The organism is Salinimicrobium sp. TH3 (assembly GCF_026676115.1).
In the GTDB taxonomy this organism is placed as follows: Bacteria; Bacteroidota; Bacteroidia; order Flavobacteriales; family Flavobacteriaceae; genus Salinimicrobium.
In genome coordinates, this window is the sequence record NZ_JAPONB010000003.1 from 171758 (window position 1) to 196363 (window position 24606).

General features: G+C 39.4%; 23 protein-coding genes. 12 read left to right on the forward strand and 11 right to left on the reverse strand.

Annotated elements, in window-relative coordinates:
* Positions 1–97: 97 nt before the first annotated feature.
* From OU683_RS06550 to OU683_RS06580, 7 genes are all read left to right on the forward strand, one after another.
* The gene (locus OU683_RS06550; protein ID WP_268136460.1) at positions 98–652 is read left to right on the forward strand and encodes a hypothetical protein; all 555 of its coding nucleotides are present in this window, start codon (positions 98–100) and stop codon (positions 650–652) included.
* Positions 653–833: 181 nt separating this feature from the next.
* Positions 834–1223: a hypothetical protein gene (locus OU683_RS06555; RefSeq protein WP_268136462.1), complete on the forward strand. Its 390-nt coding sequence runs from the start codon at positions 834–836 to the stop codon at positions 1221–1223.
* A 92-nt stretch (positions 1224–1315) separates the two neighbouring features.
* Positions 1316–1939, forward strand: a complete 624-nt coding sequence (locus OU683_RS06560; protein WP_268136464.1) for a hypothetical protein — start codon at positions 1316–1318, stop codon at positions 1937–1939.
* Positions 1940–2142: 203 nt separating this feature from the next.
* Complete coding sequence (locus OU683_RS06565) at positions 2143–2697, forward strand: hypothetical protein (RefSeq protein WP_268136466.1); 555 nt, start codon at positions 2143–2145, stop codon at positions 2695–2697.
* Positions 2698–2855: 158 nt separating this feature from the next.
* Positions 2856–3731: an alpha/beta hydrolase gene (locus tag OU683_RS06570; RefSeq protein ID WP_268136468.1), complete on the forward strand. Its 876-nt coding sequence runs from the start codon at positions 2856–2858 to the stop codon at positions 3729–3731.
* Between the two features lie 132 nt (positions 3732–3863).
* The gene (locus OU683_RS06575; RefSeq protein ID WP_268136470.1) at positions 3864–4511 is read left to right on the forward strand and encodes a hypothetical protein; all 648 of its coding nucleotides are present in this window, start codon (positions 3864–3866) and stop codon (positions 4509–4511) included.
* Positions 4512–4892: 381 nt separating this feature from the next.
* Complete coding sequence (locus tag OU683_RS06580; protein WP_268136472.1) at positions 4893–7115, forward strand: amino acid permease; 2223 nt, start codon at positions 4893–4895, stop codon at positions 7113–7115.
* A gap of 117 nt (positions 7116–7232) precedes the next feature.
* Here the strand turns inward: OU683_RS06580 and OU683_RS06585 are convergent, their stop codons facing one another.
* Entirely contained in the window at positions 7233–8045 is an 813-nt protein-coding gene (locus tag OU683_RS06585) for a response regulator transcription factor (protein WP_268136474.1), read from the reverse strand.
* A gap of 570 nt (positions 8046–8615) precedes the next feature.
* Here OU683_RS06585 and OU683_RS06590 point away from each other — a divergent pair.
* Complete coding sequence (locus OU683_RS06590; RefSeq protein WP_268136476.1) at positions 8616–9497, forward strand: cation diffusion facilitator family transporter; 882 nt, start codon at positions 8616–8618, stop codon at positions 9495–9497.
* Between the two features lie 106 nt (positions 9498–9603).
* Here the strand turns inward: OU683_RS06590 and xth are convergent, their stop codons facing one another.
* From xth to xseA, 5 genes are all read right to left on the reverse strand, one after another.
* The gene (xth, locus tag OU683_RS06595; protein WP_268136478.1) at positions 9604–10380 is read right to left on the reverse strand and encodes an exodeoxyribonuclease III; all 777 of its coding nucleotides are present in this window, start codon (positions 10378–10380) and stop codon (positions 9604–9606) included.
* The gene (locus OU683_RS06600; RefSeq protein WP_268136480.1) at positions 10377–11543 is read right to left on the reverse strand and encodes a PQQ-dependent sugar dehydrogenase; all 1167 of its coding nucleotides are present in this window, start codon (positions 11541–11543) and stop codon (positions 10377–10379) included. Before OU683_RS06600 ends, xth begins: the two co-directional genes overlap by 4 nt.
* A gap of 349 nt (positions 11544–11892) precedes the next feature.
* On the reverse strand, positions 11893–13017 hold the full coding sequence (locus OU683_RS06605; protein WP_268136482.1) for a GAF domain-containing sensor histidine kinase: 1125 nt from the start codon (positions 13015–13017) through the stop codon (positions 11893–11895).
* A 193-nt stretch (positions 13018–13210) separates the two neighbouring features.
* The gene (xseB, locus tag OU683_RS06610) at positions 13211–13411 is read right to left on the reverse strand and encodes an exodeoxyribonuclease VII small subunit (protein ID WP_268136484.1); all 201 of its coding nucleotides are present in this window, start codon (positions 13409–13411) and stop codon (positions 13211–13213) included.
* Positions 13411–14661, reverse strand: a complete 1251-nt coding sequence (xseA, locus tag OU683_RS06615; RefSeq protein ID WP_268136487.1) for an exodeoxyribonuclease VII large subunit — start codon at positions 14659–14661, stop codon at positions 13411–13413. Before xseA ends, xseB begins: the two co-directional genes overlap by 1 nt.
* A gap of 198 nt (positions 14662–14859) precedes the next feature.
* On the opposite strand from xseA, the gene OU683_RS06620 reads away from it, so the two are divergent.
* Entirely contained in the window at positions 14860–15930 is a 1071-nt protein-coding gene (locus OU683_RS06620) for an NADH:flavin oxidoreductase/NADH oxidase (protein WP_268136819.1), read from the forward strand.
* 78 nt (positions 15931–16008) lie between these two features.
* On the opposite strand, the gene OU683_RS06625 is transcribed toward OU683_RS06620, so the two are convergent.
* Genes OU683_RS06625 through OU683_RS06635 form a run of 3 tightly spaced genes read right to left on the reverse strand, consistent with a single transcriptional unit; the run spans position 16009 to position 17910 of the window.
* Positions 16009–16365 carry a phage holin family protein gene (locus OU683_RS06625; RefSeq protein ID WP_268136489.1) on the reverse strand — a complete coding sequence of 119 codons (357 nt, stop codon included), beginning with the start codon at positions 16363–16365 and terminating at the stop codon, positions 16009–16011.
* Between the two features lie 18 nt (positions 16366–16383).
* Positions 16384–17043 carry a flavodoxin family protein gene (locus OU683_RS06630; protein ID WP_268136491.1) on the reverse strand — a complete coding sequence of 220 codons (660 nt, stop codon included), beginning with the start codon at positions 17041–17043 and terminating at the stop codon, positions 16384–16386.
* Positions 17044–17052: 9 nt separating this feature from the next.
* The gene (locus tag OU683_RS06635) at positions 17053–17910 is read right to left on the reverse strand and encodes an SDR family NAD(P)-dependent oxidoreductase (RefSeq protein ID WP_268136493.1); all 858 of its coding nucleotides are present in this window, start codon (positions 17908–17910) and stop codon (positions 17053–17055) included.
* 229 nt (positions 17911–18139) lie between these two features.
* On the opposite strand from OU683_RS06635, the gene ku reads away from it, so the two are divergent.
* Together ku and ligD are read left to right on the forward strand one after the other, a co-directional pair.
* Positions 18140–18919, forward strand: coding sequence for a non-homologous end joining protein Ku (gene ku, locus OU683_RS06640; protein WP_268136495.1), 780 nt, complete (start codon positions 18140–18142; stop codon positions 18917–18919).
* Positions 18920–21343, forward strand: a complete 2424-nt coding sequence (gene ligD / locus OU683_RS06645) for a DNA ligase D (RefSeq protein WP_268136497.1) — start codon at positions 18920–18922, stop codon at positions 21341–21343.
* Positions 21344–21345: 2 nt separating this feature from the next.
* On the opposite strand, the gene OU683_RS06650 is transcribed toward ligD, so the two are convergent.
* Complete coding sequence (locus OU683_RS06650; RefSeq protein ID WP_268136499.1) at positions 21346–22392, reverse strand: helix-turn-helix domain-containing protein; 1047 nt, start codon at positions 22390–22392, stop codon at positions 21346–21348.
* A gap of 433 nt (positions 22393–22825) precedes the next feature.
* Here OU683_RS06650 and OU683_RS06655 point away from each other — a divergent pair, with 433 nt between their 5' ends.
* On the forward strand, positions 22826–23455 hold the full coding sequence (locus OU683_RS06655) for an NAD(P)H-dependent oxidoreductase (RefSeq protein ID WP_268136500.1): 630 nt from the start codon (positions 22826–22828) through the stop codon (positions 23453–23455).
* Here OU683_RS06655 and ribB read toward each other — a convergent pair.
* On the reverse strand, positions 23452–24588 hold the full coding sequence (gene ribB, locus OU683_RS06660; protein ID WP_268136502.1) for a 3,4-dihydroxy-2-butanone-4-phosphate synthase: 1137 nt from the start codon (positions 24586–24588) through the stop codon (positions 23452–23454). The two genes, OU683_RS06655 and ribB, sit on opposite strands and share 4 nt — an antisense overlap.
* Positions 24589–24606 lie beyond the last annotated feature (18 nt).

A 24606-nucleotide genomic window follows, 5' to 3' on the forward strand; every position in this document is an offset into this window, starting at 1 on the left:
AGTCCGTGCTCGCCTGCTTAGCCGATTGTCCTGCGGACAATCACGCTCGCCAGCTCGCACAGTTTTTATACGAGACGTTGTAATTAATACTCAAAAGATGAAAAAAATACACAGGTTACTTCCAATTTTTATGATTGGATTATTTATTAGTTGTAAAAGTGATTGGACAACGGATTATCAGAACATAATTAAAAAACAAAAAGAAGATTTCACCATAGTTAAGCAAGCTGATTCACTTGAAAAGGATTCAAATAATAGAATAACAATCTATTCTTACGAATCAAATGGAATTTCGAAATTAGAAGTAAATTCTAATAAGTATGATTTGTTTAATAATCAGACAGAGTATTACAAAAACGATACTCTACTATTTGTAGAAAAAGTGTTTGAAACAATTCCAATAATCTATAAAAGACAAAGAAAGGAACAGGAACCAATTGGAGAAATAATTGAAAGAGTTTCTTTTTTTAAAAACAGGGAATATGGAATTGAAAAATCAAGACGAATTGTATTCCATTTGGCAGATGATTTATCTGATGAAGTAGATAAACAAATTGAGCAATTAAAAAAACTTGATTTCGAAATTAAAGAAATTGGAGGGAAAGAATATTCACAGGTTCAACAAAGGTATGAACGGTACAATGAGTACTAATTACAACAATGGCTATCCAAAAATGGCTTTTTTGAGAACTATTTTCCTACATTTATTTCCCTAAGAAACAGCCGGTTCAACTGAAAATGCAATCTTCCCTACACGCCACTTTTGATAGCCGAGACGTTAGCAAATAGTTATAAGCAACTGACCGATTGCATTAAACATAATAATCAAATCAATGAAAATTAGATATAAAAAGAGCCGCTCCAGGTTTTACCTTATTATGACGTTTGTTTGGCTTATCCTTCTGACTATAAATATTTTGTATGTAGATAGCAGCAATTGGCCATTTTGGATATGGATAATCCTGTCACTTGGATATATATCACATTATACTTTCGAATATTTTAACCAATACTTAAAGATCGAGAACGGATTTATTTACAAAACGTCATTCTTCCCAAGAAAAGTAGAACTGAATAAGGTTCGAAAATTCAAAAAGTTTGCAGGAGATTATATTATAGAAACAGATAAGTCAGAATTGAGAATCGATACAACTCTTATCGATAGGGACTCTTTAAAGGAACTTGACAAAGCATTGGCTTCCTTTGATTCCATTAGAAAATAAACCATTTGCTAACAACATATAAAAACAATGCTCAAACCTGTCTCGATTCGAAAGTCTGTGCGGGACGTTGGCAATAATTAAATTTCACCATTATGATTAAAAGAATTACATCAGTTTTAATAATACTCCTTGTTTTTTCCTGTCAAAGCGCTAAAGTAAAAAAAGGCGATATTTCTTACAGAGAAATAAAAAGTATGGATTTTTCAGATATTTTTTATTCATTTAATAATGATCAAGAATCATCCTCAAAAGCAGGATCCAATCTAATAAAATATCAAAATCATGCTCTCGATTCAATTCTATTAAATGACTCCAACAAGTATAAAGTAAAAAATAAAATAAGTTTAAATAAAGAACTAACTCCTGACTTTATTAATTTCCTAATCTCTGCTTCGAATAATGAATTGAATTCTGTAAATCTTCCAAAAATGCCTAATAGTAAGTTATTTCAAGAAAACAACACACAATTTTTGTTGATACCTTATGTGCAGCCCAATTTAAAACTGGAAAAAAGTTACACAAGTCGAAATACTATTTTAATTAGAGAGCCTTCTTATGATGTTGAATCTTTCGAACTTAAAATTTTTATCCTTGACGTGGCAAAAAACGATATTTCATTTTACGGATCAAAGGACATCAAACTTAATAAAGGATTAAGCTACGGCCATAGTTTGATTTTTGGGTTCGATGAGATATTCGAAGAGTTTAAAAAATAATTGTTGCCAAAGTGGAGAAGCAGCTGGAAAGAAATTTCTAATTGGGAAAATTAAAACTAATGCCAACAACGTATAAAAACAATGCTAAAACCTGTCTCAAATCGGAAGTCCGTGCTCACTTGCAACGCCTGATTGTCCTGTGGACAGTCAAGCTCGCCAGCTCGCACCATTTTTATACGAGACGTTGGCACCAAGCTTAAAAAATGAAGTATTTAAAAAAAGACCGGTTAGGTAAAACTGTAGCTCTGATTTCGTTTATCATTGGGTCGATCTTAATCGGACTTTTCTTCTTCACCGAAAAATCGGAATTACTGCTCATAGGTTATATATCTATAATTGTAATAGTTATTGTCAATATTGCTGTCTTCATAGCATCATTAGTAGAAGCAGTTAACAATAGAATTTTAAGGAAAAAGCTGCTTTTAAATAGTGGAATTATGTTGCTAAATATTCCAGTTGCCTTTTTTTACTTCTGGCTAATGCTAATTCTTCTAAACACTATCCGTCTGACTTTAGTCAATCCCACTGACTCAAAATTAACGGACTTAAATATTAGTGGTTGCGAGTCGAAAATGATTGATGAATTAGAACCTGGGGAAAGTAAAACTGTATGGATTTCAATTAAGGATGATTGTTCTGTGATATTAAATTTTAAAAAAGAAGAAACCGAGAAAACAGAGACAATTATAGGCTATGCCACGAATATGGGAGGTCGAAAGGCAAAGCATAAGATAGGTCAAGGAAATCAGGAATTATGAGGTATAAAAGCCAAGTGCCAACAACATATAAAAACAATGCTTAATTTGTTCTTGAATCGAAATTCCGTGCTCGCTTGCTTAGCGGATTGTCCTGCGGACAATCAAGCTCACCAGCTCGCATACGAGACGTTAGCTACCATCTAACCAAAAACCCAAAAATGAAAAAAACATTAAAAGTTGTCGGAGTAGTAATTCTAATTTTAATCTTATTTACAGCTGGTGCAGGATTCTATTTCTATAAAACAGATCCAATGGTTAAAGCCATAGTAGACAATGATGAATCTAAGCTTTATTATTTTCCAGTAAAGGAAATGGAAGATATGAACGATTTAAAATATTCTGAGACCATTCTTAGAGTCGAAGATTCCCTGAACATTTACTCATACTACTTTCAGGCAGCAACAGAAGAACCAAAAGGGAATATATTTTTCATTCACGGTGCCGGTGGAAATGTAAGTAAGTATAAAGTCTTGATTAAGCCTCTTGTGGAGAATGGATATGGAGTATATACAGTAGACTGGCGAGGTTATGGCAATTCGACTGGTAAACCAGGTTATAAGGGAGTACTGAAAGATACAGAAGTTGCATTTGCCGACTTTAAAAATAAAACAGAGTCTGATAGTTTAAAAATGATAGTTTACGGCACCTCTCTTGGAGGCCAACTTGCCGTAAAAATAACGGCCGACAACCAAAATGAAATCGATGCCCTTGTTTTGGATGGAAGTATCCAGTCTGCTCAACAAATGGCAATTGATTATGCCCCAGTGGACTTTTTGAAGGAGAAAGCGAGGAAAAATCCCAAGAATTTTAATCAGGATTATGTGGCTATTCGTGACATTAAAGAAATTTCCAATACGCCAAAACTAATTATTCACAGCCAGTTAGACCGTGATGTTTCGTTCATACAAGGAGAAAATTTGTATGAAGCAGCTAAAGAACCGAAAGAATTTTGGATAACGGACACAAAACATATAATGACTTTAAAGGAACATCCTAACGAAGCTATTCAAAGGATTGATGAACTAATACGATAGCTTAAACTGTATAAAAACAATGATTAAATTAGTCTCAATTCAAAACATCATGCTCGCTAGCTTAGCGGATCGTCCTGCTGACAATCAGGCTCCCCAGCTCGCACTGTTTTTATTCGAGACGTTGGCATACATATGAAAAAAATACTGATCACATTATTTTTAGGTCTGTTTTTATCCTGTAGTTCTAAAGAAAATTTAGAAGGAACCTGGATTGGAGCTTATTCCTATTCGACTAATTCCGACTCCAAAAAGATGCCAACACGAATTGTCATTACTTTCGAAAAAGATGAATACTTTGCAAAAAGCTTTAAATACGACTATAGATCGGAATCCGACTTTGAAAAGGGAACCTATGAATATAATAGGGACACTATTTTCTATAACTCTGACCAGACAAATACGGCCCTTCTTGAAATCATAAGTAAGGATAGTTTGGTTATAAAAGGATTGGAAGGAGCCAATAATACTGTCTTTAAAAGACTTCATGATTCATTGAAAAGCAGATCCGAAAATATTGATTTAAAAGGCAAGCGCTTCTTAAGAACATCTTTAAATTATACTGATACCCTGAATTTCATAAATGATAGTATAATCATCAAGAGTTGGGAAAATAATAGGACATTGGAAATACATTGGGAAAGAATTAGCCATAACGGCTTTGAAATTCTTTTTGTGGACTTGGATATCCCATATATTATTACGAAGGGAAGAGATGGAACAATAAAACTGACCGGCCTACATAAAAATAGGTATGAGTTAGAACTTAGAGAATTGGAATAATAAGTATGCCAACACTGTATAAAAACAATACTTAAACCAGTCTCAAATCCATCCCGATAGCTATCGGGACCTTGCTCGCTTGCAACGCCTAATTGTCCTGCGGACAATCAAACTCGCCCGCTCGCTCGCACTGTCTTTAAAGGACCGTCGACAATAATTAATTATATGGTCTTTTAGGATAAAAAATAAATTAGGGTTGAGATTTAAGAACTGCTCGATTTCTATTTTAATACTTCATAGAATACCTTCTACAGTTACCTCCCCGCAACCTAATTCTGCCGATGAAATTCTTTTCCAGAAATTACAATTATAGAACTAATGCCTTAATTTAGCATCTCATAACTTTTGTCCATAAACTGTTCTCCAAATTATAATTTTAATATGAATACAGATTCATCCTCTTCGGTAACTGCCCGCACAATTGGATTTTTTGGTGCGTTAGGTATTGGGGTGGGAGCCATGGTAGGGGGCGGAATACTGGCCCTGGCGGGAGTAGCTTTTGCCGTGAGTGGCCCTTCGGCGATCCTGGCCTTTGCGCTTAATGGATTGATCGCATTTATTACTGCTCTTAGTTTTGCTGAAATGGCTTCGGCAAACCCACAGTCGGGCGGTACCTATACCTATGCCAAAAAGGCTTTATCCCTTCAGGTTGCATTTGGGGTAGGGTGGATCGTTTGGTTTGCTTCCCTGGTGGCGGCAGTTCTATATGCTCTTGGGTTTGGGGCCTTTGCGGTGTTTGCTCTTCAGCAAATTCCCTCAGATGGACTTGGTAGTATCCTTGAGTTTGGAATGCTGCCGGTTTTGCTGGCTTTGGGAGCCATAGGATACTTCGCTTTTAGCCTTACCAGAGGTTCCGGTGATGGGGGCGCAGTCATTAATATTGGTAAACTGGCCGTATTTACAGTACTCATAGCCGGCGGACTCGCTGTTTTTGTGAAAACTCCCTTTAGTCAAATAACTCAAAGCCTCGATCCCTTCTTCTCAGATGGCTTTAGCGGAGTGATCGCAGCGATGGGTTACACCTTTATCGCTCTTCAGGGATTTGATTTAATTGGTTCTGCCGCCGGAGAAATTAAAACTCCCGAAAAAATTATTCCCAAAGCGATGATGTGGACACTTGCAGTAGGTCTTTTAATATACCTGCCCTTGCTTTTTCTAATGTCGACAGTAGGTGTGCAGCCGGGAGAGTCAATAACAGAGTTGAGTAAGCAGGATCCCGAAACCGTTTTGGCTGTTGCTGCACAAAATTATCTTGGAGCCTTTGGGTTCTGGCTGGTTTTAGTGGCGGGTATATTTTCAATGTTGTCGGCGTTACAGGCCAACCTCTTTGCAGCTTCACGAATCTCGCTGAGCATGGCGAAAGACCGTACCTTAAACCATCATCTTTCAAATATCAATAAGAAATTCGGAACGCCGGTAACTTCAATTTTAGTTACCTGTGGAATTGTAGGATTTCTGGTTCTGATCCTGCCAGATTTGGCGGCGGCCGGTGCGGCTTCGAGTTTGATCTTTCTCATAACTTTTGCGCTTGCGCATCTTATCATGATCTTGATGCGAAATCGGGGATACAAAGAGAGTAAAACCTTCAGGGCGCCTTTTTTTCCAGGTCTTCCCATTGTGGGAATAATTTCATGTTTGGGGCTTGCAGTATTTCAGGCCATTGTGGTGCCGGCTGCCGGAATAATCGCAATGATATGGCTTCTCATTGGAGCAGTTCTTTTTGTATCATTTTTTGTGAAAAAGGCCCGGGCTATTGAAGCCTCAGAACATGCCCTGGATCCCGATCTTGTGCGGTTAAGAGGTTTAAGCCCTCTCGTGCTGCTCCCAATCTCCAATCCGGCGAACGCAGAATCCATGGTTTTCCTTGCGAATGCCCTGGCACCTCCGGTAATAGGAAGAATTTTGCTGCATTCGATCGTTATTCCAAGTACAGAAAAGGATGATCTTGAGAAACGTCTCTTGTCAAGCCGGGATGTCACCCAGTACGCACTTAGAGCCTCTTTTGAAGCAGGGTTGCGACCAGAAACTCTTACCACCATTGCTGAGCATCCATGGGAAGAGATTGAACGGGTTATCAAAATTCATAATTGCAGCAGTTTATTGATGGGGTTGAGTAACTTAAATGACTTTCAAACAAATCAAAATCTTGAAAAACTGGTAAAACATACAAAGGCAGATGTGGTGGTTTTCCGGCAGCCTTATAGCGGTTGGAAGATTACTGCAGCAAAAAAAATCTTTATTCCGGTAGCCGGTTTTGAAAGTCATGACCCTCTACGGGCACGCGTTGCTGCCAGCCTGTGGCGTACTTCACAGCCTGAAATTACATTTATTCAAATTCTGCCAGTGAATACACCGCGGGAAACAGTCGAAAAAAATAATTTAAGGCTTTCCCGTTTTGCAGGGCGCATAATACCAGGGAAGACCGAGGTGCGTATCCTCACAAGTGATGATGTGGCATCAGAACTAATCACCCAGGCTGCCGGGCATGATCTCGTAATTATGGGATTGGGGAAAGCCGGCAAAAATCAAAAGGCTTTTGGGCACCTGGCTCTCACCCTTGCCGAAAAAACTGATACAGCATTGATCTTTATAAGTCAGAAATAAGAGATTTTTTGTCCAAACCTCTTTATAGAAGGATCACCTTGCTCGTTTGAAATTCATATTAAAGAGCGTGTACTTAGTATCTATCTCTTAAAACCTGAATGAAATTGTATTTAGTTATTAATTGAGAACCGGGGAAATAATCCCGTTAGTAAGACATTTTGCCACCAATTCAGCGGTATTTGTACAACCGCTTTTTTGAAGAATATTTCTTCTATGGGTTTTAATTGTATGATGTGAGAGGTTAAGTTCTTCTGCGATTTTTTCCGCGTTAAATCCTTTGGATAAACTAATCACAATTTGTTTTTCCCTTTCTGTTAGGAGCTCCAAAAAATCATTTCCACCACCATCACATTCCCCGGGATCAAATCTCCCATTGGAAATATCAATGTTGTAGTAACATTTCCCGCCATTGAGATGAATAAAGGAAACTACGTTGGTACTGGTCATCTTGAGGTGAGAAACATCTGTTTGAATACATAAAACATGCTCTGGTGTCCCATTTTCTAATACACTCAATGGAAATGCCTGGTACAACATGGTCCTTGTTTTTCCGCCTGCATCTTTCATCCGGTAAGAAAAAATATTTTTATAATTCAGGACATTTTCTCTATCTAAAAAAGAGGTGTAGAAATCACTTATCACTCTGCTTTTAAGGTTAATGATTTCAATTTCTACAGGAAGAACCGTTTGTAACAGGTCCTTTAGCTCAATATCCTTAACATCCTTACCTACAAAACCCTCTGCTGAATCTGAAATATATTCCAGATTAAAATTGTGGAGATTCACAATATATAAATAGGAGTTGCCCGGGGCGAATATAGCGGCATACTTCTTAAAGTCTTCAGAAATTTCAAAAGGGCGATACTCTTTTACCTTTTGGGAATATATCTCATTCCAGTAATCTGAGATCTTTTTAAATTTCTTTTGCATGTAGGGGTTTTAGATGATAAATATAAGAATTATCAAAACCCGTATAAATTTGCATCAATTTTTTAAAACGCTTCACAAGATTATTTATCGGAATAAAAAAACCTTCAGGAAATCCTGAAGGTTTTAGGTCAATTATTTCTTTGAAGTAATTGAAATTTGATCACATAAATGTTATTACCCCTAATAGAACATTCCGGAAGCATCTTCCTGGTGAATCAAAACTATTATTCAAGTCGATAATTTGATGATGCTAAGATAGAAACCATTATACTTTCAAAAAATACCACAAAAAAGGTAATTTCATGAACAGGAATCGAATATCAATTTAGAAATGGGATACACATATTTTTGATTTTTAAGTTATTGAATCAAAAGTATATAAAGCCAGTACCAGACAATTTTTGTTCGCAGCATCCCGTGAAAATCACTTTACTAAAATTCCAAATGGTCTCTGGATACGGGATTTGTAAAAATTAAGGCTTATTATCTAATACCCGGGATCCAAAAAGATGACGGCAGGCACAGTCATTAAAACCCTGAAAACTGTTAAATTTGAAGTAAATAAAAAATATGGGGCACGATCATTCTCATGATAATTCCGGAAAGAATCTTAAACTGGCTTTTTTTCTCAATCTTGGTTTTACAATTCTTGAATTTTTTGGAGGTATTTACGTAAACAGTGTTGCCATAGTCTCCGATGCTGTACACGACTTGGGAGACAGTTTGTCCCTTGGTACTTCCTGGTACCTAGATAAGAAAAGTAAGCAGGATTCAAGTTCTACTTTTTCTTTCGGGTATCGAAGATTCTCTCTTTTAGGAGCCTTGATCAATAGCCTGGTTTTAATAGCAGGTTCCATATATGTTATTTATGAAGCTGTTGGAAGGCTTTTTGAACCCGAACATTCCGATGCAGATGGAATGATCATTTTTGCGATAATAGGTGTCGCTGTGAACGGTTATGCAGCCTATAAGCTGAGTAGCGGGAAAACGATGAATGAAAAGGTAGTTTCATGGCATCTCCTCGAAGATGTTCTGGGGTGGGTAGCGGTCCTTGTGGTAGCAATAATTCTTAAATTTGAGGATATACATTACCTCGATCCTGCGCTTTCCCTGTTGATCACCATGTATATTCTATGGAACGTTGTAAAACGGCTTAAAGAGACCCTGTTCATTTTTCTCCAGGGAGTTCCCAAAGAAATCGATCTTGAGGAAATAAAAAGAAGACTTCTTGAAGTTGATAAAGTGGACTCTATGCACCATACCCATGTTTGGTCCCTGGAAGGAGAACACCACGTATTTACTGCTCATATTAAGCTAAAGTACATCACGGAATTCAGGGAAATCCTCGCAGCTAAGAGAGCAGTAAAGGATATCCTGAAAGAATATTCATTTGAACATTACACCATCGAAACCGAGCTGGATAATGAAACCTGTGAACTCACACATGATTAAGAATACGGAGTTAATTTTTTTTATGAACCTAAGCTAATGCTGAAACCACATAAAATATCCAGGTGAGCTTCTCTTTAGGAAATTAGGGGCGAGTAGCTGCAGGTAGCTAGTCTTTAAGTTCGATCCAAACAGGGGCGTGGTCGCTGGATTTTTCCCAGCCTCTTACATCTTTATCCACCCCTGCAGCTTTTAGCCTGTCGCTTAGATGTGGGCTTAGGAGAAAGTGGTCAATTCGAAGGCCGGCATTTCTTTGGTAGGCATTTCTAAAATAATCCCAGAAAGTATAGATGGTCTCTTCAGGATGAAGTTTTCTTATGGCATCTGTCCATCCCTGCGCGACCAGGTTGTGAAATGCTTCCCTTACTTCAGGTCTAAAAAGGGCATCATCCACCCATCTTTCAGGCTTATACACATCTTTTTCGGTAGGCATGACATTGTAATCTCCGGTAAGGACAACAGGAACATTGTGATCCAGCAGCTCTTTTGCCCTTTTGGAAAAGCGCGCAAACCAACGCATCTTATATTCGAATTTTGGTCCTGGAGCAGGATTGCCGTTTGGCATATATAGGCAACCGATTACTGTATCATTTATAACTGCTTCTATGTAGCGACTTTGTTCATCTTCGGGTTCCCCTTCAAGTCCCCGGCTCATTTCCTGTATCTCAATATTTTCTTTTGCCAGGATAGCCACTCCATTCCAGCGTTTTTGACCGTGCCATATAGCTTTATATCCTGCTTCTTCAATCTCCGACTTCGGAATTTTTTCATCCGGTGACTTTAATTCCTGAAGGCAGACTACATCTGGTTTAGATTCTTTTAGCCACCTAAGCACTACTGGAAGCCTAGCGTTTATTCCATTTACATTGTAAGTGGCTATTTTCATTGCAGGGGTTCAAGCTTAAGGATAAGGCCATTGTCCTCATCTGTAAGTACCCATAGGTTACCGTCGGGTCCCTGTTCCACATCCCTTATTCTTTCACTCAGCGGAATGCGTTCTACTTCTTCTGCCCGTCCATTGTTCACCTGTACTCTAACAAGACCGGAAGATGTAAGTCCCCCTATAAACATGCTTCCTTTCCATTCGGGAAAGCTGTCTCCATTGTAAAAGGCCATTCCCGATGGAGAAATTGTTGGTGTCCATACGATTTCGGCATCAGTAAACTCCGGTCGGGTAGTGGGATCGGGAATTTTGCTGCCATCGTAATTGTCACCCCAGCTTACGACGGGCCATCCATAATTGTTTCCGGCTTCGGCAATCTGTAGTTCATCTCCACCCAAAGGACCAAATTCGGCTACCCAAAGCTTTCCGGTTTCTGGATGAAGGGCTGCACTTTCTATATTTCTATGCCCGTAGGACCAAATCTCGTCCAGGGCATTGGGATTGTCAAATGTGGGATTGGCTTCAGAAGCAGTTCCATCCTCTTTCAGCCGTACTACAGTTCCAAGATGACTGGAAAGATCCTGTGCCGGTTCAAATTTAAATCTTTCGGCAAGGGTGAGGAAAATATCATTTTGGGGAGTAAAGACTATGCGCCCGCCAAAATGATTGGGGCCTTCAACCGCCGGTTCCATTTTAAATATCGTTTCAAAACTTTCCAGCCGGTCATTCTGCAGTTTACCTCTTCCCAATGCAGTAGTGGCAGTTCCATTTGGTCCTGGTTCTGAAAAAGTAACATAGACCATCTGATTCTGTTCGAAATTAGGATGAAGCGCAATATCCAGCATTCCTCCCTGGCCTTGTGAGAAAACTTCAGGTGTACCTTCTAATGGCTCTGAGACAATTGAATCCTTCAGGATTCGAATAGTTCCTGCACGCTCGGTGAAAATTAGTCTTCCGTCGGGTAGAAATGCCATTCCCCATGGGTGATTCAGGCCTTCAGCTACTTTTATAATTTTAACATCGCCGGCATCTGTCTTTACGGTACCCTTGATATTTTGAGCTACCGCAGCGAGGCTGAATAGTAACATTATAAAAATAGCTATTCCGGTTTTTTGAAATTTGGGGAGATCAAATGTGATTTCCCTGATTTGTATTTTCTTCTTCATGACATATTTTTTTTACTTACCTAAGATATAAAGAGTTGGTAGTCATGCCAAAAGGCTTAGTAAACACTTAACAGGGGATGTTTAAGTTTTCAGAATATTTCGATGTAAAAATTGCATTGCAGAAGTTTTCACTGGGGAAAAATTGATTTTTGTAAAAAGCGTTGCATGGTGTAACTTCAAGTTTCAAGTTCTACTAATTCATTAGGTGTACTCGATTATATATGAGATATATGTCAGTTCAGGACTAATACACTAAGCTGAAACATAGAGAGAAATGAGTTGTCTTAAATAAGGAGAGAGTGGAAAAAAGAGATCCAAAAATGTCATTTTGGACTCTTAAATTTTAAGATTATTGTTTGGTTAGAGGGATTTGCAGGGAAAAAGAAGTTTCTTTCTCCGTTGAATTCACCTCGAGAACACCGTTATGTGCTTTAGCAATTTCCGAAGCTATATAGAGGCCCAAACCAAGACCTTTGGTATTACTTCCTTTAGGATCCCTGTAAAAAGGTTCAAAAAGATGGATCTGGGAATTCTCAGGGATCTTATCACCTTTATTGGAAACGTTTAATTCAAAATGATGATCTGTGGTTGATGCCTTCACTCTAATAGGAGCATCCGGTGAACCATGTTGATTGGCATTGCTCAATAAATTAGCGAACAGTTGACCAATCCTGTCCTTATCGCAGAATACTTCCTCTCGAAGTGTTGCATCAAAAAGAATATCCCTTTTTGGTGCACTAACTTTTATCTCTTTTATTACCTGTTCCAGTATTTGGGTTAATTTGCCATTATTGGCTTTCTTTTCAAGTATAATACCTTCCCCCAATTTTCCTTTAGCAAAGTCCAGCACGTTTTCAATTAGCGTTTGCATACGGAAAGATGTAGACTTAATTATAGCAGCCTGTCTTTTTGTAAGCTCTTCTTTAGACATCTTAAGCAGGATGTCTGCACTCATACGCATCGTGGCTATGGGGTTTTTTAAGTCATGACCTAAAATTGCGATGAATTGATCTCTCAATTCTGCAACTTCCCGCTCCTCCTTTAATTCTTCTTCGGCCAACATCATTTTTTCGACAACGTCCAGGTGAAATGAAATAAGCTCAGAAAATAGCTTGAACATCCCGGTAATTTCGGGAGTATTGATTTCTTTGGGATTGGCATCTATAGCGCACAGGGTACCAAAAAAATCCCCGTTTTTCCTGTATATAGGAACCGAAATATAGCTTTGGATCCCGTAGATCTTTGGCGTATGGTGTTCGCAATAGGCAGGATCTTTTGACACGTTATCAATATATATGGCCTTACTGGTCTTGTATACTTCGTGGCAAATTGTAGTTTCCACCTCCAGTTCATCTCCCGGTTTAAGGCCAAAAGAAATAAGGTCTTTTGCCGCACAGGTGATCCAGCGATCATCGGTTACTCTTGCAATAGCAGCAAATCCCATTTTAGTAGATCGGCAAATGACATCCAGCAATTGTGGAACGACAGAGATTTGATTAACGGCAGCTACGTCCCTGGAAAAATCTTTTTTAATGGTATCGATAAGTGAGTGAGATTAAATTTTCTAAAAAAACCAAAAGGCAAAGTACTAATTTAAAATTTCATCTGGAAACTTTTTTATATTGCCCTATTCCAGGGAATGTTACCTGCACAAAATCTTGAAAAACCTATTCTGTTTCTATTGTTTTTAAGGTCTCGAGAACATTCTGCTCAGTTTTATAAAGCTTTTCCCTGCAAAACTTTAACAGGAAAGAAGCTCGTTTTACCCTTGCATCCAGTTCATCTATGCTAATTTCGGCATTTTCCATCTCCAGAACAATTTGTTGTAATTCGGCAAAGGCCTCTGTATAAGTGAGTTTTGTTCCCATTATTTAATGTTGATATTTTTAATTTCGGCGGAAGCTTTTCCTGAAAAGAATTCGGTTTCTACCAGGCTCCCTTCTGCCAGGACAGCGGCATCTGTAACTACTTTTCCATCCTTTCGGGTAATGCTGAAACCTCTTTTTAGAATATTTTTTGGTGATAGATGTTCGACCGAAGTAGCTACGTTCTTTAATGCTGAAGTTTCCTGCTTGAATATATTCTTTGTTTCCATTGCCATTATACGCCCAAAGTTGAAATGCTTATTCTTTTCCCGGTCAATGACCTTTGTGGACAGGAACCTGAAGGAGCTTGAAACCCGCTCCAGCTGAGTTTCCTGCCTTTCAAAAAGCAGGTTTGCTCCCAATGATATTTTTTGAATATTTTCTTTTAACGGTTGAGAAAAATTATGAAATTCCTGAAGTAAGAATTCTGCTATTTTAGTAGGTGTAATAAAACTTTGGAAGCTCACCAGTTCACTAACGGTCTCATTGGTGGAATGCCCTATCCCCGTCAATACCGGAAGCGGAAATTGAGCGACTTCCCTCGCCAAATCGTAGTTGTCATAACAGCTCAAGCCAATCTCGCCACCGCCACCACGAATAATGGCCACAGCATCGAAAACCTTTTTATGCTTTTTGATCCTTTTAAGCTGGGCAGTAATTGTTAAAACCGCCCGTTCCCCCTGCAGGATCGCCGGGAAAAGTTTGCAATGGAATTGATATCCCCACGGATTGTTTTCTATCACGTTTAAAAAATCCTGATATCCCTTGCTGCTGTTCACCGAAATGATTGCGATTGTTTTTGGTAACTTCGGAAGAAGCAGATTCTTATTTGCTCCAAAAATGCCTTCAGCAGTCAGTTTTTTTATAGCCGCGGCACGTTGTTTCGCCAGTTCCCCGAGCGTATATTCGGGGTCTATGTCAAGGATGTTTAGGGCAAGACCATAAACCGAATGAAAGGTGACCGTCGCCTGGACCACCACCGTCATATCATCCCTTAGGTCTTCATTTAATACACTCCTGAATTTTTCATTGATGATCTCAAAATTGGTTTTCCAGATATTTCCGCGTAACTCGGCTACAATTTTCCCATCTCTTTTTTCCACAAGATCTGGATAGCAATGGCCGGTTTGAGGATAGTGATTAAGCTTTACGATTTCAGCTTTTACCCACACCACCTTACTACAGTACCGGTTGATAGCATTCTCAATGGCTTCGGTAAGCTTAGATAAAGGAAAAATTTGTTTGGTGGACATAGCTTGATCTTCCTAGCTAAGATATTGCAAAATATGAACCCGAAAAACAAATGCTCCAAAAATGACATTTTTGATACTTTTTTTCCATTGCAATTACTTTGGTTGATCTGTAGATGTTCTTTTCCTATTAGAGGAACAGAATTAACCTTAGTGTTTTCGCTATTTTTGAAGGAAATTGAAATTAAAATTATGAATAAAATGTCCCCGCGGCTGTTTGAGCCATTAAAAATAAAATCCATTCAATTAAAGAACCGCATTGGAGTTTCTCCCATGTGTATGTATAGCAGCAAAGACGGTTTTGCTAATAACTGGCACCTGGTGCACCTGGGAACACGTGCTACAGGTGGAGCAGGCCTTGTAATTTCTGAAGCTGCCGCGGTTTCCCCCGAAGCCCGTATCACCCCCGATGATCTTGGAATATGGAAAGATGCACACGTTGAAAAACTAAAGGAAATAACCGCCTTTTTGGAAGGGCAGGGGAGTGTGCCGGGAATTCAACTTGCACACGCAGGTAGAAAAGCATCCACAACCAATCCCTGGAAAGGCGGGAAGTTTCTTTCTGAAGAAGAAGGAGGATGGCAGCCGGTAGCACCATCGGCTATTCCGTTTTACGAAGAAAACCCGGCACCAATAGAACTTGATCCTGCCGGAATCGAAAAAGTTATTTCCGATTTTAGAGAGGCTTCAAAAAGAGCACTCTCAGCAGGTTTTAAAGTTGTGGAGATTCATGCCGCCCATGGCTATTTGTTACATGAATTTCTTTCTCCATTAAGCAACCAAAGAAAGGATGAATATGGCGGTTCCTTTGAAAACCGCAGCAGGCTTCTGCTTGAGGTGACAAGAGCAGTAAGGGAGGTTTGGCCTAAGGATTTACCTTTATTTGTAAGAATATCGGCTACAGATTGGGCTGCAGGAGGATGGAATGAAAAAGAGTCGGTTAAACTGGCCAAACTTCTTAAAGAGGAAGGTGTAGATTTAATAGACTGTTCCTCTGGCGGACTTGTTCCCAACGTGACCATTCAGGTTCAGAAGAAATACCAGGTGCCTTTTTCAGAAAAACTAAAATCTGAAGCCGGTATATTGACCGCTGCCGTTGGTTTAATTACCACGCCACAGGAAGCCGAAGAAGTGTTGGAAAAAGGGCAGGCAGATATTATTCTTTTAGGAAGGGAAATGCTCAGAAATCCATATTTTCCACTCGAAGCAGCTGGCGCATTGAATGGTGCTGTGGATTGGCCCAACCAGTATCTAAGGGCAAAGCAGAAATAACAGGAGCTATGGTTCCTAAAAATCAAAAAAACCACGGAGCTGTTGCGCCGTGGTTTTTTTATCTCTTATTTCCTGTCTCTAAAGAATGATCCAGTCAACCAGGGAACCAACAATTGCTATGATTATTGCCAGCCAAAGCGACGGCATAAATCCATGGGTTTTAAAACCTGTACTCAATTTATCGGCCAGTTCAATGATGATCGCATATGCAACGATCCTTGTGATAAATCCAAGGCCGAGGAAGTAAAAGATTCCGAGGGTTGCAATATTGAGAACCACAGTGAGGATCCAGCTTAAAAAGAAGCTCAACACTCCAATTAGAAGCGCAACAACAATAGCAGTCTTCCAGCCTTTTAATTCTACTTTGGGTAACATTTTTGCTGCGATCAAAAGTACAGCTGCATCAATAATGACATGTATTAGCCAGTCAAGCATAGTGGTTGGTTTTTAAAGTTAGTCTTTGGTATTACTTATTTTTTCTGCCTTTTTATTCAAGTCGTTAATGTTGGTGTCGTAGGGAATTTCCTTTAGCACTTTAGCAAGATGAACCATATTGTACACCATATGGTAAAGGTTTCGGTTAGTAAAGAAATGTTTATCTCCCTTTGCCTCAATGTAAGCGGGCCCCGGTCCTGCTTTTCCCACATAATAGCTAAAAGCATTCACAGGAATAGTAAAACCGTGTTCAGAAAGATCAAAACAGATACTTGAAATTGCTTTTTTGGCTCCATCTTCATTGCCATCCACCATTACTCCTCCAACTTTATTAAAAGTGGGATAACGGCCTGTTTCTTCATCGGCTTCTTCCCAAATGCCGTCAAATCTTTCGGCGACCAGTTTAGCCACGGCACTTCTGTCTCCCCTCCAGATAGGGGTAGCGATGATCATGATATCACTTTCCTTTACCTTTTGAAGTATATTTGGCCAGCCATCACCTTTATCTTCATCTGAAGAATTTCCGAATTTTACATTGTGATCAACCACCCTTACTACCTCGGTTTCCACATCCAGCCCGGCAAATATTTTCTGGGCCTGCCCTATGAAGGCTTCGGTATTTGAAGTTTCGGGTGATTTTTTAAGTGTACAGTTTAAAAAGATTGCTTTTAAAGCCATTTTTATATTTTATCTAAGATTAGTAGCGCCGTCCATTTGATGTTTAAGGTTCAAACTTCCTTTTGGTTCTTTTTTAAGTTTTGATGGAACTTCATCTCCCACAGGTCCTTTTCCAATGGTAATTCCTCCATCTGCAGAATATACTGCACCGGTTATATATGAAGCTTCATCTGATGCCAGGAAGAGATAAACATTGGCAATCTCTTCCGGAGTACCACGACGACCTAAAGGAGTGGCACTCATCATTTGCTTTTCCATCTTTTTGTTGATGTCACTGGTCTCTTTATGGGTCCAGGCTGTGTCTATAGGACCTGGAGCAACGCAGTTGACCCTTATTCCATTTTTCGCCTGCTCTGCTGCCACTCCTTTCATAAAGGCGTGCATAAAGCCTTTCGTACCTCCATATGGAGAAACATTGGGGATCCCTATTTTTCCTGCTTCTGAACCTGCAGATACTATACAACCTCTATATTTTTTGAGATGTGGAACCGCATATTTGGTCATCAAAAATGCCGTTCTAAGGTTATTTTTCAGAAGGTTATCAAAAGCTTCGGTAGAGAATTCATCTATAGTATTTGCTTCAGGATAGACTCCGGCGTTATTTATTAAAATGTCGATACGGCCAAAGTGTTTAATGGCTGTTTCGATTGCCTCTTTCGCATTTTCTTCAGAAGATATATCGGCAGAAAAACCAATAGCTTTGGCTTTGGATTTTTTTAAATCACTTATAACATCCTTTACTGGATCCTGAGGCATTCCCACTACCAGAACACTTGCGCCTTCGGCTGCGAATTTTTTGGAGATTGCCTCCCCAATTCCTGTTGCGCCACCGGTAACTATCGCTACTTTATTTTCAAGTCTTTTCATCTTCAATTTGTTTTTAGTATTGTTAAGTGGGGGGCGAAAAATGTCTTTTTCTAAGATAATTTCTTTTTCTTATCGCCACAAAATCATTAAGAAAGCTTTAGCGACTTTTTCCTAAAACCTTAACGCGGTATTTAGCAAAAGCTTCAGGTATCGTTAAGACAATGCTAATCCCTCGGGAATGATTGAAAAATCGGGTATCTTGTAGATAATCATCTAAAATTCACACGATATGAGGTCTATCTGGAATGGATCAATAAGCTTTGGACTGGTAACTATTCCCATTAAAATGTATTCGGGCAGTGAGGAGAGAAAACTTGATCTGGACATGCTCGACAAAAATGACCATGCCAGGATAAGGTATAAAAGGGTCAATGAAGCAACAGGAGAGGAAGTAGAGTGGAAAGATATAGTGAAAGGTTATAAACAGGATGACACTTATACCATTCTTGAAAAAGAGGATTTTGATAAGGCGAACATGAAGAAATCCCGCACTATTGATATTGAGGAATTTATTGAAGAAAAAGATGTGGCCGATGTGCTTTTTAAGAAACCTTATTTCCTTGAACCGCAAAAGGACGGTGAGAAATCTTATAATTTATTAAAAGCTGCATTAAAAGATACTGGTAAACTGGGCGTTGCGACCTTTGTGATGCGCGCCAAGGAAAACCTTAGCCTGGTAGGAGTTTATAAAGATGCGCTGGTGCTTCATGTGATAAGGTTTGCAGATGAGATACGTGATCCTTCAGAATTAAAACTACCCGATACCAAAGTTTCGAAAAAAGAGATCGATATGGCAAAATCTCTAATTGAACAATATACCTCTGAGTTCGATTTTGAAAAATATAAAGATGTTTACAACGATCAACTCTTAAAGATTATAAAGGCCAAAACCGGCGGTAAAAAGACCAAGACGGAAAAATTCGAATCAAAAGCCACTCCGGCTACAGATCTTATGGCGCAGCTTAAAGCCAGCCTGGACAAAAAGAAGAAAAAAAGCAAAGCTTCCTAAATGGCACTGGACGAGTATATTAAAAAACGAAATTTCTCCAAAACTCCCGAACCCAATGCTGATTATGAAAAAAACAAGGGTCGGCTTCGGTTTGTGATTCAGCGGCACAGGGCTACCCGATTTCATTATGACCTGCGTCTTGAAATGGAAGGGGTACTTAAGAGTTGGGCGGTACCCAAAGGACCTTCTATGAACCCTGCAGATAAACGCCTGGCGATCCAGACCGAGGATCATCCTATAAAATATCTCAGCTTTCACGGCACTATTCCCAAGGGCAATTACGGAGCGGGGGAGATGAGCATCTGGGATGAAGGTACATATGAAGCTGCGGGAGGGGGCGATGAGAAAGACCTTCTGAAAATGCTGAAAAAAGGAGACCTTAAATTGACATTTTTTGGCACTAAGATAAAAGGAACTTTTGCGCTGGTTCATACCCGAAGGGGAGGAGAAAAAGACAATCAATGGCTGCTTATCAAAAAAAATGATGACTTTTCCACCGATTTAAATTACGATGCTGAAAATTTAAGTGACCATGTAGCTTCCGAAAAGATAAAAAAGCTGGAAGTTACCGAGTTAATAAAACCTATGCTCGCTACTAAGGCTCCCGAGATCTTTAATAAAGCTAACTGGATCTATGAGTTGAAATGGGATGGTTACAGGGCCTTAGCTAATATTCAAAAAGGAAAGGTGGATTTCTATTCCCGTAACGGGATTTCCTTTAAGAACAAATTCAGGGAATTATATGAGCATCTAAAAGCTATTCCCTATGATGTGATCCTGGATGGGGAAGTAGTTGCGCTTGATGAAGCCGGAAAGCCGGTCTTTCAGAAACTTCAAAATTACCAGAAAGAACCTTCAGGAGAACTAAGGTATTATGTTTTTGATCTTCTTTATTTAAACGACCATAATATTATGCACCTTCCCCTTACCGAAAGGAAGAGTCTGCTTCCGGAGGTCATTGAAGATATTCCGCAGGTATATTACTGTGATCATGTTGAGGGCATGGGAAAAGCCTTTTTTGAACAGGCGCTAGAGATGGGTATGGAAGGGGTGATCGCCAAAAAGGCCGATTCGCAATACATTCCCGGCTCCCGAAGCGATAAATGGCTAAAGATAAAAGCTTTTGAAAGTCAGGAAGCGTTGATATGCGGGTATACAGATTCAGATACCGGCGGCCCGTTTGGCTCTCTTATCCTGGGGATGCATAAAGGCGAAGACCTGGTTTATATTGGGAACTGCGGCACCGGTTTTAGTGAACAGGATAAAAAGGATCTTTATGAAAGGTTTCAAAGTTTGGTGACAGAAGCAAAGCCTTTTAAAAAAAAACCGGCCCTCAAAGGCCGAACCCCAACATGGCTGGTGCCGGAGCTCATTTGTGAAGTAAACTTTTCTGAATGGACCCGCTCGGGACATATGCGACATCCGTCTTTTAAAGGTTTGCGTATGGATAAGCTTCCAAAGGAGATCACTAAAGAAAAAACAATAAAAGTTCCAAAAAAGAAACCTGCGGCCAAAAAGCCAGGAGAGTCACTTGAAATAGGAGGGATCTCGGTTCCTATAAGTAATTTGGACAAGGTCTACTGGCCCGAATCGGGTCTTCGAAAGTATGATCTTATTGATTATTATCTTAAAATAGCCGATACCATTTTACCATTTTTGAAAGACCGTCCTCAAAACTTACACAGGCATCCTAACGGAATAACGGAAGAAGGATTTTATCAAAAAGATACAGCCGGTATTTTTCCCCATTGGCTTGAATCAACCCGAATATTTTCTAAGCACAACAATAAGGAATTGGTATATATCATGTGCCAGAATGAAGCAAGCCTTATTTATATGGCAAACCTGGGATGCATCGAAATCAATCCCTGGAATTCGAGAATTCAGAACCTGCTTAATCCCGACTTTACTGTAATAGATATCGACCCTTCAGAAAAAACCACTTTTGAGCAGGTAATAGAGGTTGCGCAGGTTGCTCATAAAGTGCTGGATAAGGCAAAAATCATGGGTTACGCCAAGACTTCGGGCTCCAGCGGGCTTCACATTTATATTCCTTTGGATGCGAAGTACACTTATGATGAAGCCCGGGATTTCACCAAAATCCTGTGTTATTTTATTAACGAGCAATTACCAGATTTAACGTCCATGGAAAGAAATGTGAAGAAGAGAAAAGGAAAAATTTACCTGGATTTTCTTCAAAACCGGAAAGGACAAACCCTGGCAGCGCCATATTGTGCACGTCCCAAACCGGGAGCGACTGTCTCGGCACCCCTGGAATGGAATGAGGTGAAACCAGGATTGGACATGAGAGATTTTACAATAAAAACAATGCCGGACCGAATTGAAAAAAAACCGGATTTATTTAAGCCGGTACTGGGAAAAGGTATCGATATTGAAAAGGCTCTCGAGGCACTGGCGGGTTAAAATCAATCTTCTTCGCTATTCCCCGTATTTTCGCCGTCTGGAAATTTTTGGTTAAGGAAATATTTAGGGCTCACCCCATATTTTTCCTTGAAGATCTTAGAAAAATAGCTGCGGTTATTGAGGCCAATTTGCCCTACAATTTGGGAAATATTATGATCAGATTCAGTCAACAATTCTCTGGCTGCTTCCAGTTTAACCTGCTGTATGTATTTGTTGACAGTAAGGTCAAACATATACTTAAATCCTTCCTGTAGTTTATTTACGTTGGTACCCACCTCCTTTGCCAAATGGTCTACGGAATAGTTTTGATTAAGATCCCGATTTATTATTTCTACCGCACTTTTTACTTTTTCAACATCGCTTCTCCTTAAAAGGATGGCTTTATGTCCATTTTGTTGATCATCAATAAACTGGCTTATTTGCTTTGCGAGCATTTCATAAACTTTAGCCTCCAGAAAAATTAACCGCAAAAATCCGGTATGTTCTTTATGGGCTATGGATTCCACAATATCGGCTGCCTGAATGCTGTAGTTTCCCTGGTAAAAGAATAATTGTTCTGCATTATTATCCAAAAACAATTGCTGTAATTGGGGGGGCATGTCTTTATACTCAAAATTCTTCCTCTGGTTAAATTCTGTTCTTATGATCTCCAGACTAAAGACATGGGCGGTTTCATTAGCCTTAAACAAGAGAACATGCCCATTATGGCCACTACTGGAAACAATTACGTTTTGGTAAGTATCTATGTTATGGATATCGTCATTTTCTTCAAAACCATGTCTTACCCTGCCTTCTGAACAAAATATAAACTTTAAAGGGTGAGTTTGATTGATTGTGAAATGGATCTCAATATCTTTAAAGAAGGTGACATTATATTCGATAATCCCAACCCCCCAATTGAAACTTGTTCCCCTTATAAAGCCCTTGCCCCATTTTTCGGGTAGGTCAATATTAAGTTCTCCACCATCTCTTTGAATTGGGGTGTTAAACTGTTTCGATAAATTTTCTATTATTTCTTCTACGGGAAGAGCTTTTACAAAAATTTCCATTTAATAAAATTAAATCGGGTTGTTTTATTAACTATCAGCTTTAAATGTTCCTGGTGTCCTTTGTATATTCCAACTTTGGTGATCAAACATACTAAACTTAGGTTTTTTTTGAAGATCACCTATTTAAAGTTGTGTTATAAGTTGTATTTGTTGTGTCTTTAACGGCATTCTTTAACAAGCATTTAAGGTAGTTTTGACAATTGGTCCAAATGGGCCATGTTAATTCTCCTCTATGACAGTATTCTATTTAATGTTAGGGCTTGAAATTCTGGTTGTCCTTATTGTAAGCGGATTTTTGATTCGGAGGATATACAATCTTTACCGGGACCGGAGGGAGCAAAGACGCAACAAATTCTAGAATAATCCTTCTTCTGTTGTTTCTTCTATTTGCAGCCTCTCTTTGCGTGGTGTATCTTTGTGAAAATCTTTTAGCATGAATAGTGTTACCGCCTTAAAATGGCGATATGCAGTGAAAAAATTTGATCCGGATAAACTGGTTTCCGAAGAGAAGATCAATGTTTTAAAAACTGCCTTTAATCTTACTGCTACTTCCTATGGCCTGCAGCCGTTAAGGCTGGTCCTGGTTCAAAACAAGGAAATTCAGGGAAAACTTATGGCCGCATCTTACAACCAAAAGCAAATAGGAACTGCTTCTCATTTATTGGTTATTTGTATTGAAAATACGGTGGACAAAGGTTTTATTGAGAAACACTTTAAAATGGTTCAGGACATTAGGAAAACTCCCGATGAAGTTCTTCACCCCTTCAGGGAATCATTAATTGGAGATTTTGAACAAAAGCCTATAGATGAAGTGAAGATATGGGCTACCCATCAGGCATATCTCGTATTGGGAACTTTGCTTACTGTTTGTGCCGTAGAAGGAATCGATTCCTGTCCCATGGAAGGTTTTGAACCTAAAAAATACAACGATATCCTTAAACTTGAAAAGTATGGACTGGAAGCCGTTCTGGCTTTGCCGGTAGGTTATCGCTCCAATGATGATTTTTTTGCATCCTTGAAAAAGGTGAGAAGACCCTTAGAGGACACGGTGATTGAGATCTAGTAATTTACGTATTCTGTAATCTCAAGACCGTATCCTATCATTCCAACTCTTTTGGTTTGTTTGGTATTGGAAAGGAGGCGGATTTTATGGATCTCAAGATCATGAAGGATTTGAGCTCCTATTCCAAAATCTTTTGCATCCATCACCAAAGGAGGAGCCTTCATTTCCCCTGCCTTTTGAAGTTCTTTTAGTTCCCCAAGTCTTTTAATAAGATTAAGGGATTGGCTTTCCTGGTTTATAAAAACAATAGCTCCCTGTCCTTCCTCATTAATAGCTTTAAACATATAATCCAGCTTCTTATCGGCATCATTGGTGAGGGTGCCTAAAATGTCATTATTGACAAGGGTCGAATTCATACGCACCAGGACCGGGTCCGAAGATTTCCAGGCGCCTTTGGTAAGGGCAATGTGTACCTGCTTGTTTGTAGTCTGTTGATAAGCTCTAAGTCTAAAAGCACCAAAGCGGGTATTAATGTCAAAATCTTCTTTTTTGACAATTAAGGAGTCGTGTTGCATCCTGTAAGCCACCAGGTCTTCAATAGATACGATCTTAAGATCGAATTTTTCCGCAACTTTAAGGAGTTGCGGAAGCCTGGCCATGGTCCCGTCTTCGTTCATGATCTCTACAATCACCCCGGCAGGAGGAAAGCCTGCCAATCTTGCGAAATCAATAGCCGCTTCTGTATGTCCGGTTCTTCTTAAAACTCCGCCTTCTTTAGCTTTAAGCGGAAAAATATGGCCTGGTCTGCTAAGATCGAAAGGTTTGGTTTCGGGATCGATTAGAGATTTAATAGTCTCTGCCCTGTCTGATGCCGAAATTCCAGTTGTAACCCCTTTTCCTTTTAGATCCACAGAAATAGTAAAGGCCGTCTCCATAGGATCTGTATTGTTACCCACCATCATTTCCAGTTGCAGCTCTTTACAGCGCTTTTCGGTAAGAGGAGCACAAATAAGACCGCGACCATGGGTAGCCATGAAATTGATCATTTGCGGTGTCACCTTTGAGGCGGCAGCCAGAAAATCTCCTTCATTTTCCCGGTCTTCATCATCAACAACAATAATCACCTTACCGGCTCTAATGTCATCAATAGCTTCTTTTATTGTATGTAATTTAAAGGAGGTTTCCTGGCTCATAACTTGCATTGCATAATT

Bases quoted from the DNA above. Each gene is read 5' to 3' on its own strand.
- OU683_RS06635 (WP_268136493.1), bottom strand. From the start codon at position 17,910: ATGAAAAGACTTGAAAATAAAGTAGCGATAGTTACCGGTGGCGCAACA.
- OU683_RS06590 (WP_268136476.1), top strand. From the start codon at position 8,616: ATGGGGCACGATCATTCTCATGATAATTCCGGAAAGAATCTTAAACTG.
- OU683_RS06630 (WP_268136491.1), bottom strand. From the start codon at position 17,043: ATGGCTTTAAAAGCAATCTTTTTAAACTGTACACTTAAAAAATCACCC.
- OU683_RS06555 (WP_268136462.1), top strand. From the start codon at position 834: ATGAAAATTAGATATAAAAAGAGCCGCTCCAGGTTTTACCTTATTATG.
- OU683_RS06600 (WP_268136480.1), bottom strand. From the start codon at position 11,543: ATGAAGAAGAAAATACAAATCAGGGAAATCACATTTGATCTCCCCAAA.
- OU683_RS06550 (WP_268136460.1), top strand. From the start codon at position 98: ATGAAAAAAATACACAGGTTACTTCCAATTTTTATGATTGGATTATTT.
- ku (WP_268136495.1), top strand. From the start codon at position 18,140: ATGAGGTCTATCTGGAATGGATCAATAAGCTTTGGACTGGTAACTATT.
- ribB (WP_268136502.1), bottom strand. From the start codon at position 24,588: ATGAGCCAGGAAACCTCCTTTAAATTACATACAATAAAAGAAGCTATT.
- OU683_RS06655 (WP_268136500.1), top strand. From the start codon at position 22,826: ATGAATAGTGTTACCGCCTTAAAATGGCGATATGCAGTGAAAAAATTT.
- xseA (WP_268136487.1), bottom strand. From the start codon at position 14,661: ATGTCCACCAAACAAATTTTTCCTTTATCTAAGCTTACCGAAGCCATT.
- OU683_RS06575 (WP_268136470.1), top strand. From the start codon at position 3,864: ATGAAAAAAATACTGATCACATTATTTTTAGGTCTGTTTTTATCCTGT.
- OU683_RS06560 (WP_268136464.1), top strand. From the start codon at position 1,316: ATGATTAAAAGAATTACATCAGTTTTAATAATACTCCTTGTTTTTTCC.
- xth (WP_268136478.1), bottom strand. From the start codon at position 10,380: ATGAAAATAGCCACTTACAATGTAAATGGAATAAACGCTAGGCTTCCA.
- OU683_RS06580 (WP_268136472.1), top strand. From the start codon at position 4,893: ATGAATACAGATTCATCCTCTTCGGTAACTGCCCGCACAATTGGATTT.
- ligD (WP_268136497.1), top strand. From the start codon at position 18,920: ATGGCACTGGACGAGTATATTAAAAAACGAAATTTCTCCAAAACTCCC.
- OU683_RS06620 (WP_268136819.1), top strand. From the start codon at position 14,860: ATGTCCCCGCGGCTGTTTGAGCCATTAAAAATAAAATCCATTCAATTA.
- OU683_RS06650 (WP_268136499.1), bottom strand. From the start codon at position 22,392: ATGGAAATTTTTGTAAAAGCTCTTCCCGTAGAAGAAATAATAGAAAAT.
- OU683_RS06585 (WP_268136474.1), bottom strand. From the start codon at position 8,045: ATGCAAAAGAAATTTAAAAAGATCTCAGATTACTGGAATGAGATATAT.
- OU683_RS06570 (WP_268136468.1), top strand. From the start codon at position 2,856: ATGAAAAAAACATTAAAAGTTGTCGGAGTAGTAATTCTAATTTTAATC.
- OU683_RS06625 (WP_268136489.1), bottom strand. From the start codon at position 16,365: ATGCTTGACTGGCTAATACATGTCATTATTGATGCAGCTGTACTTTTG.
- xseB (WP_268136484.1), bottom strand. From the start codon at position 13,411: ATGGGAACAAAACTCACTTATACAGAGGCCTTTGCCGAATTACAACAA.
- OU683_RS06565 (WP_268136466.1), top strand. From the start codon at position 2,143: ATGAAGTATTTAAAAAAAGACCGGTTAGGTAAAACTGTAGCTCTGATT.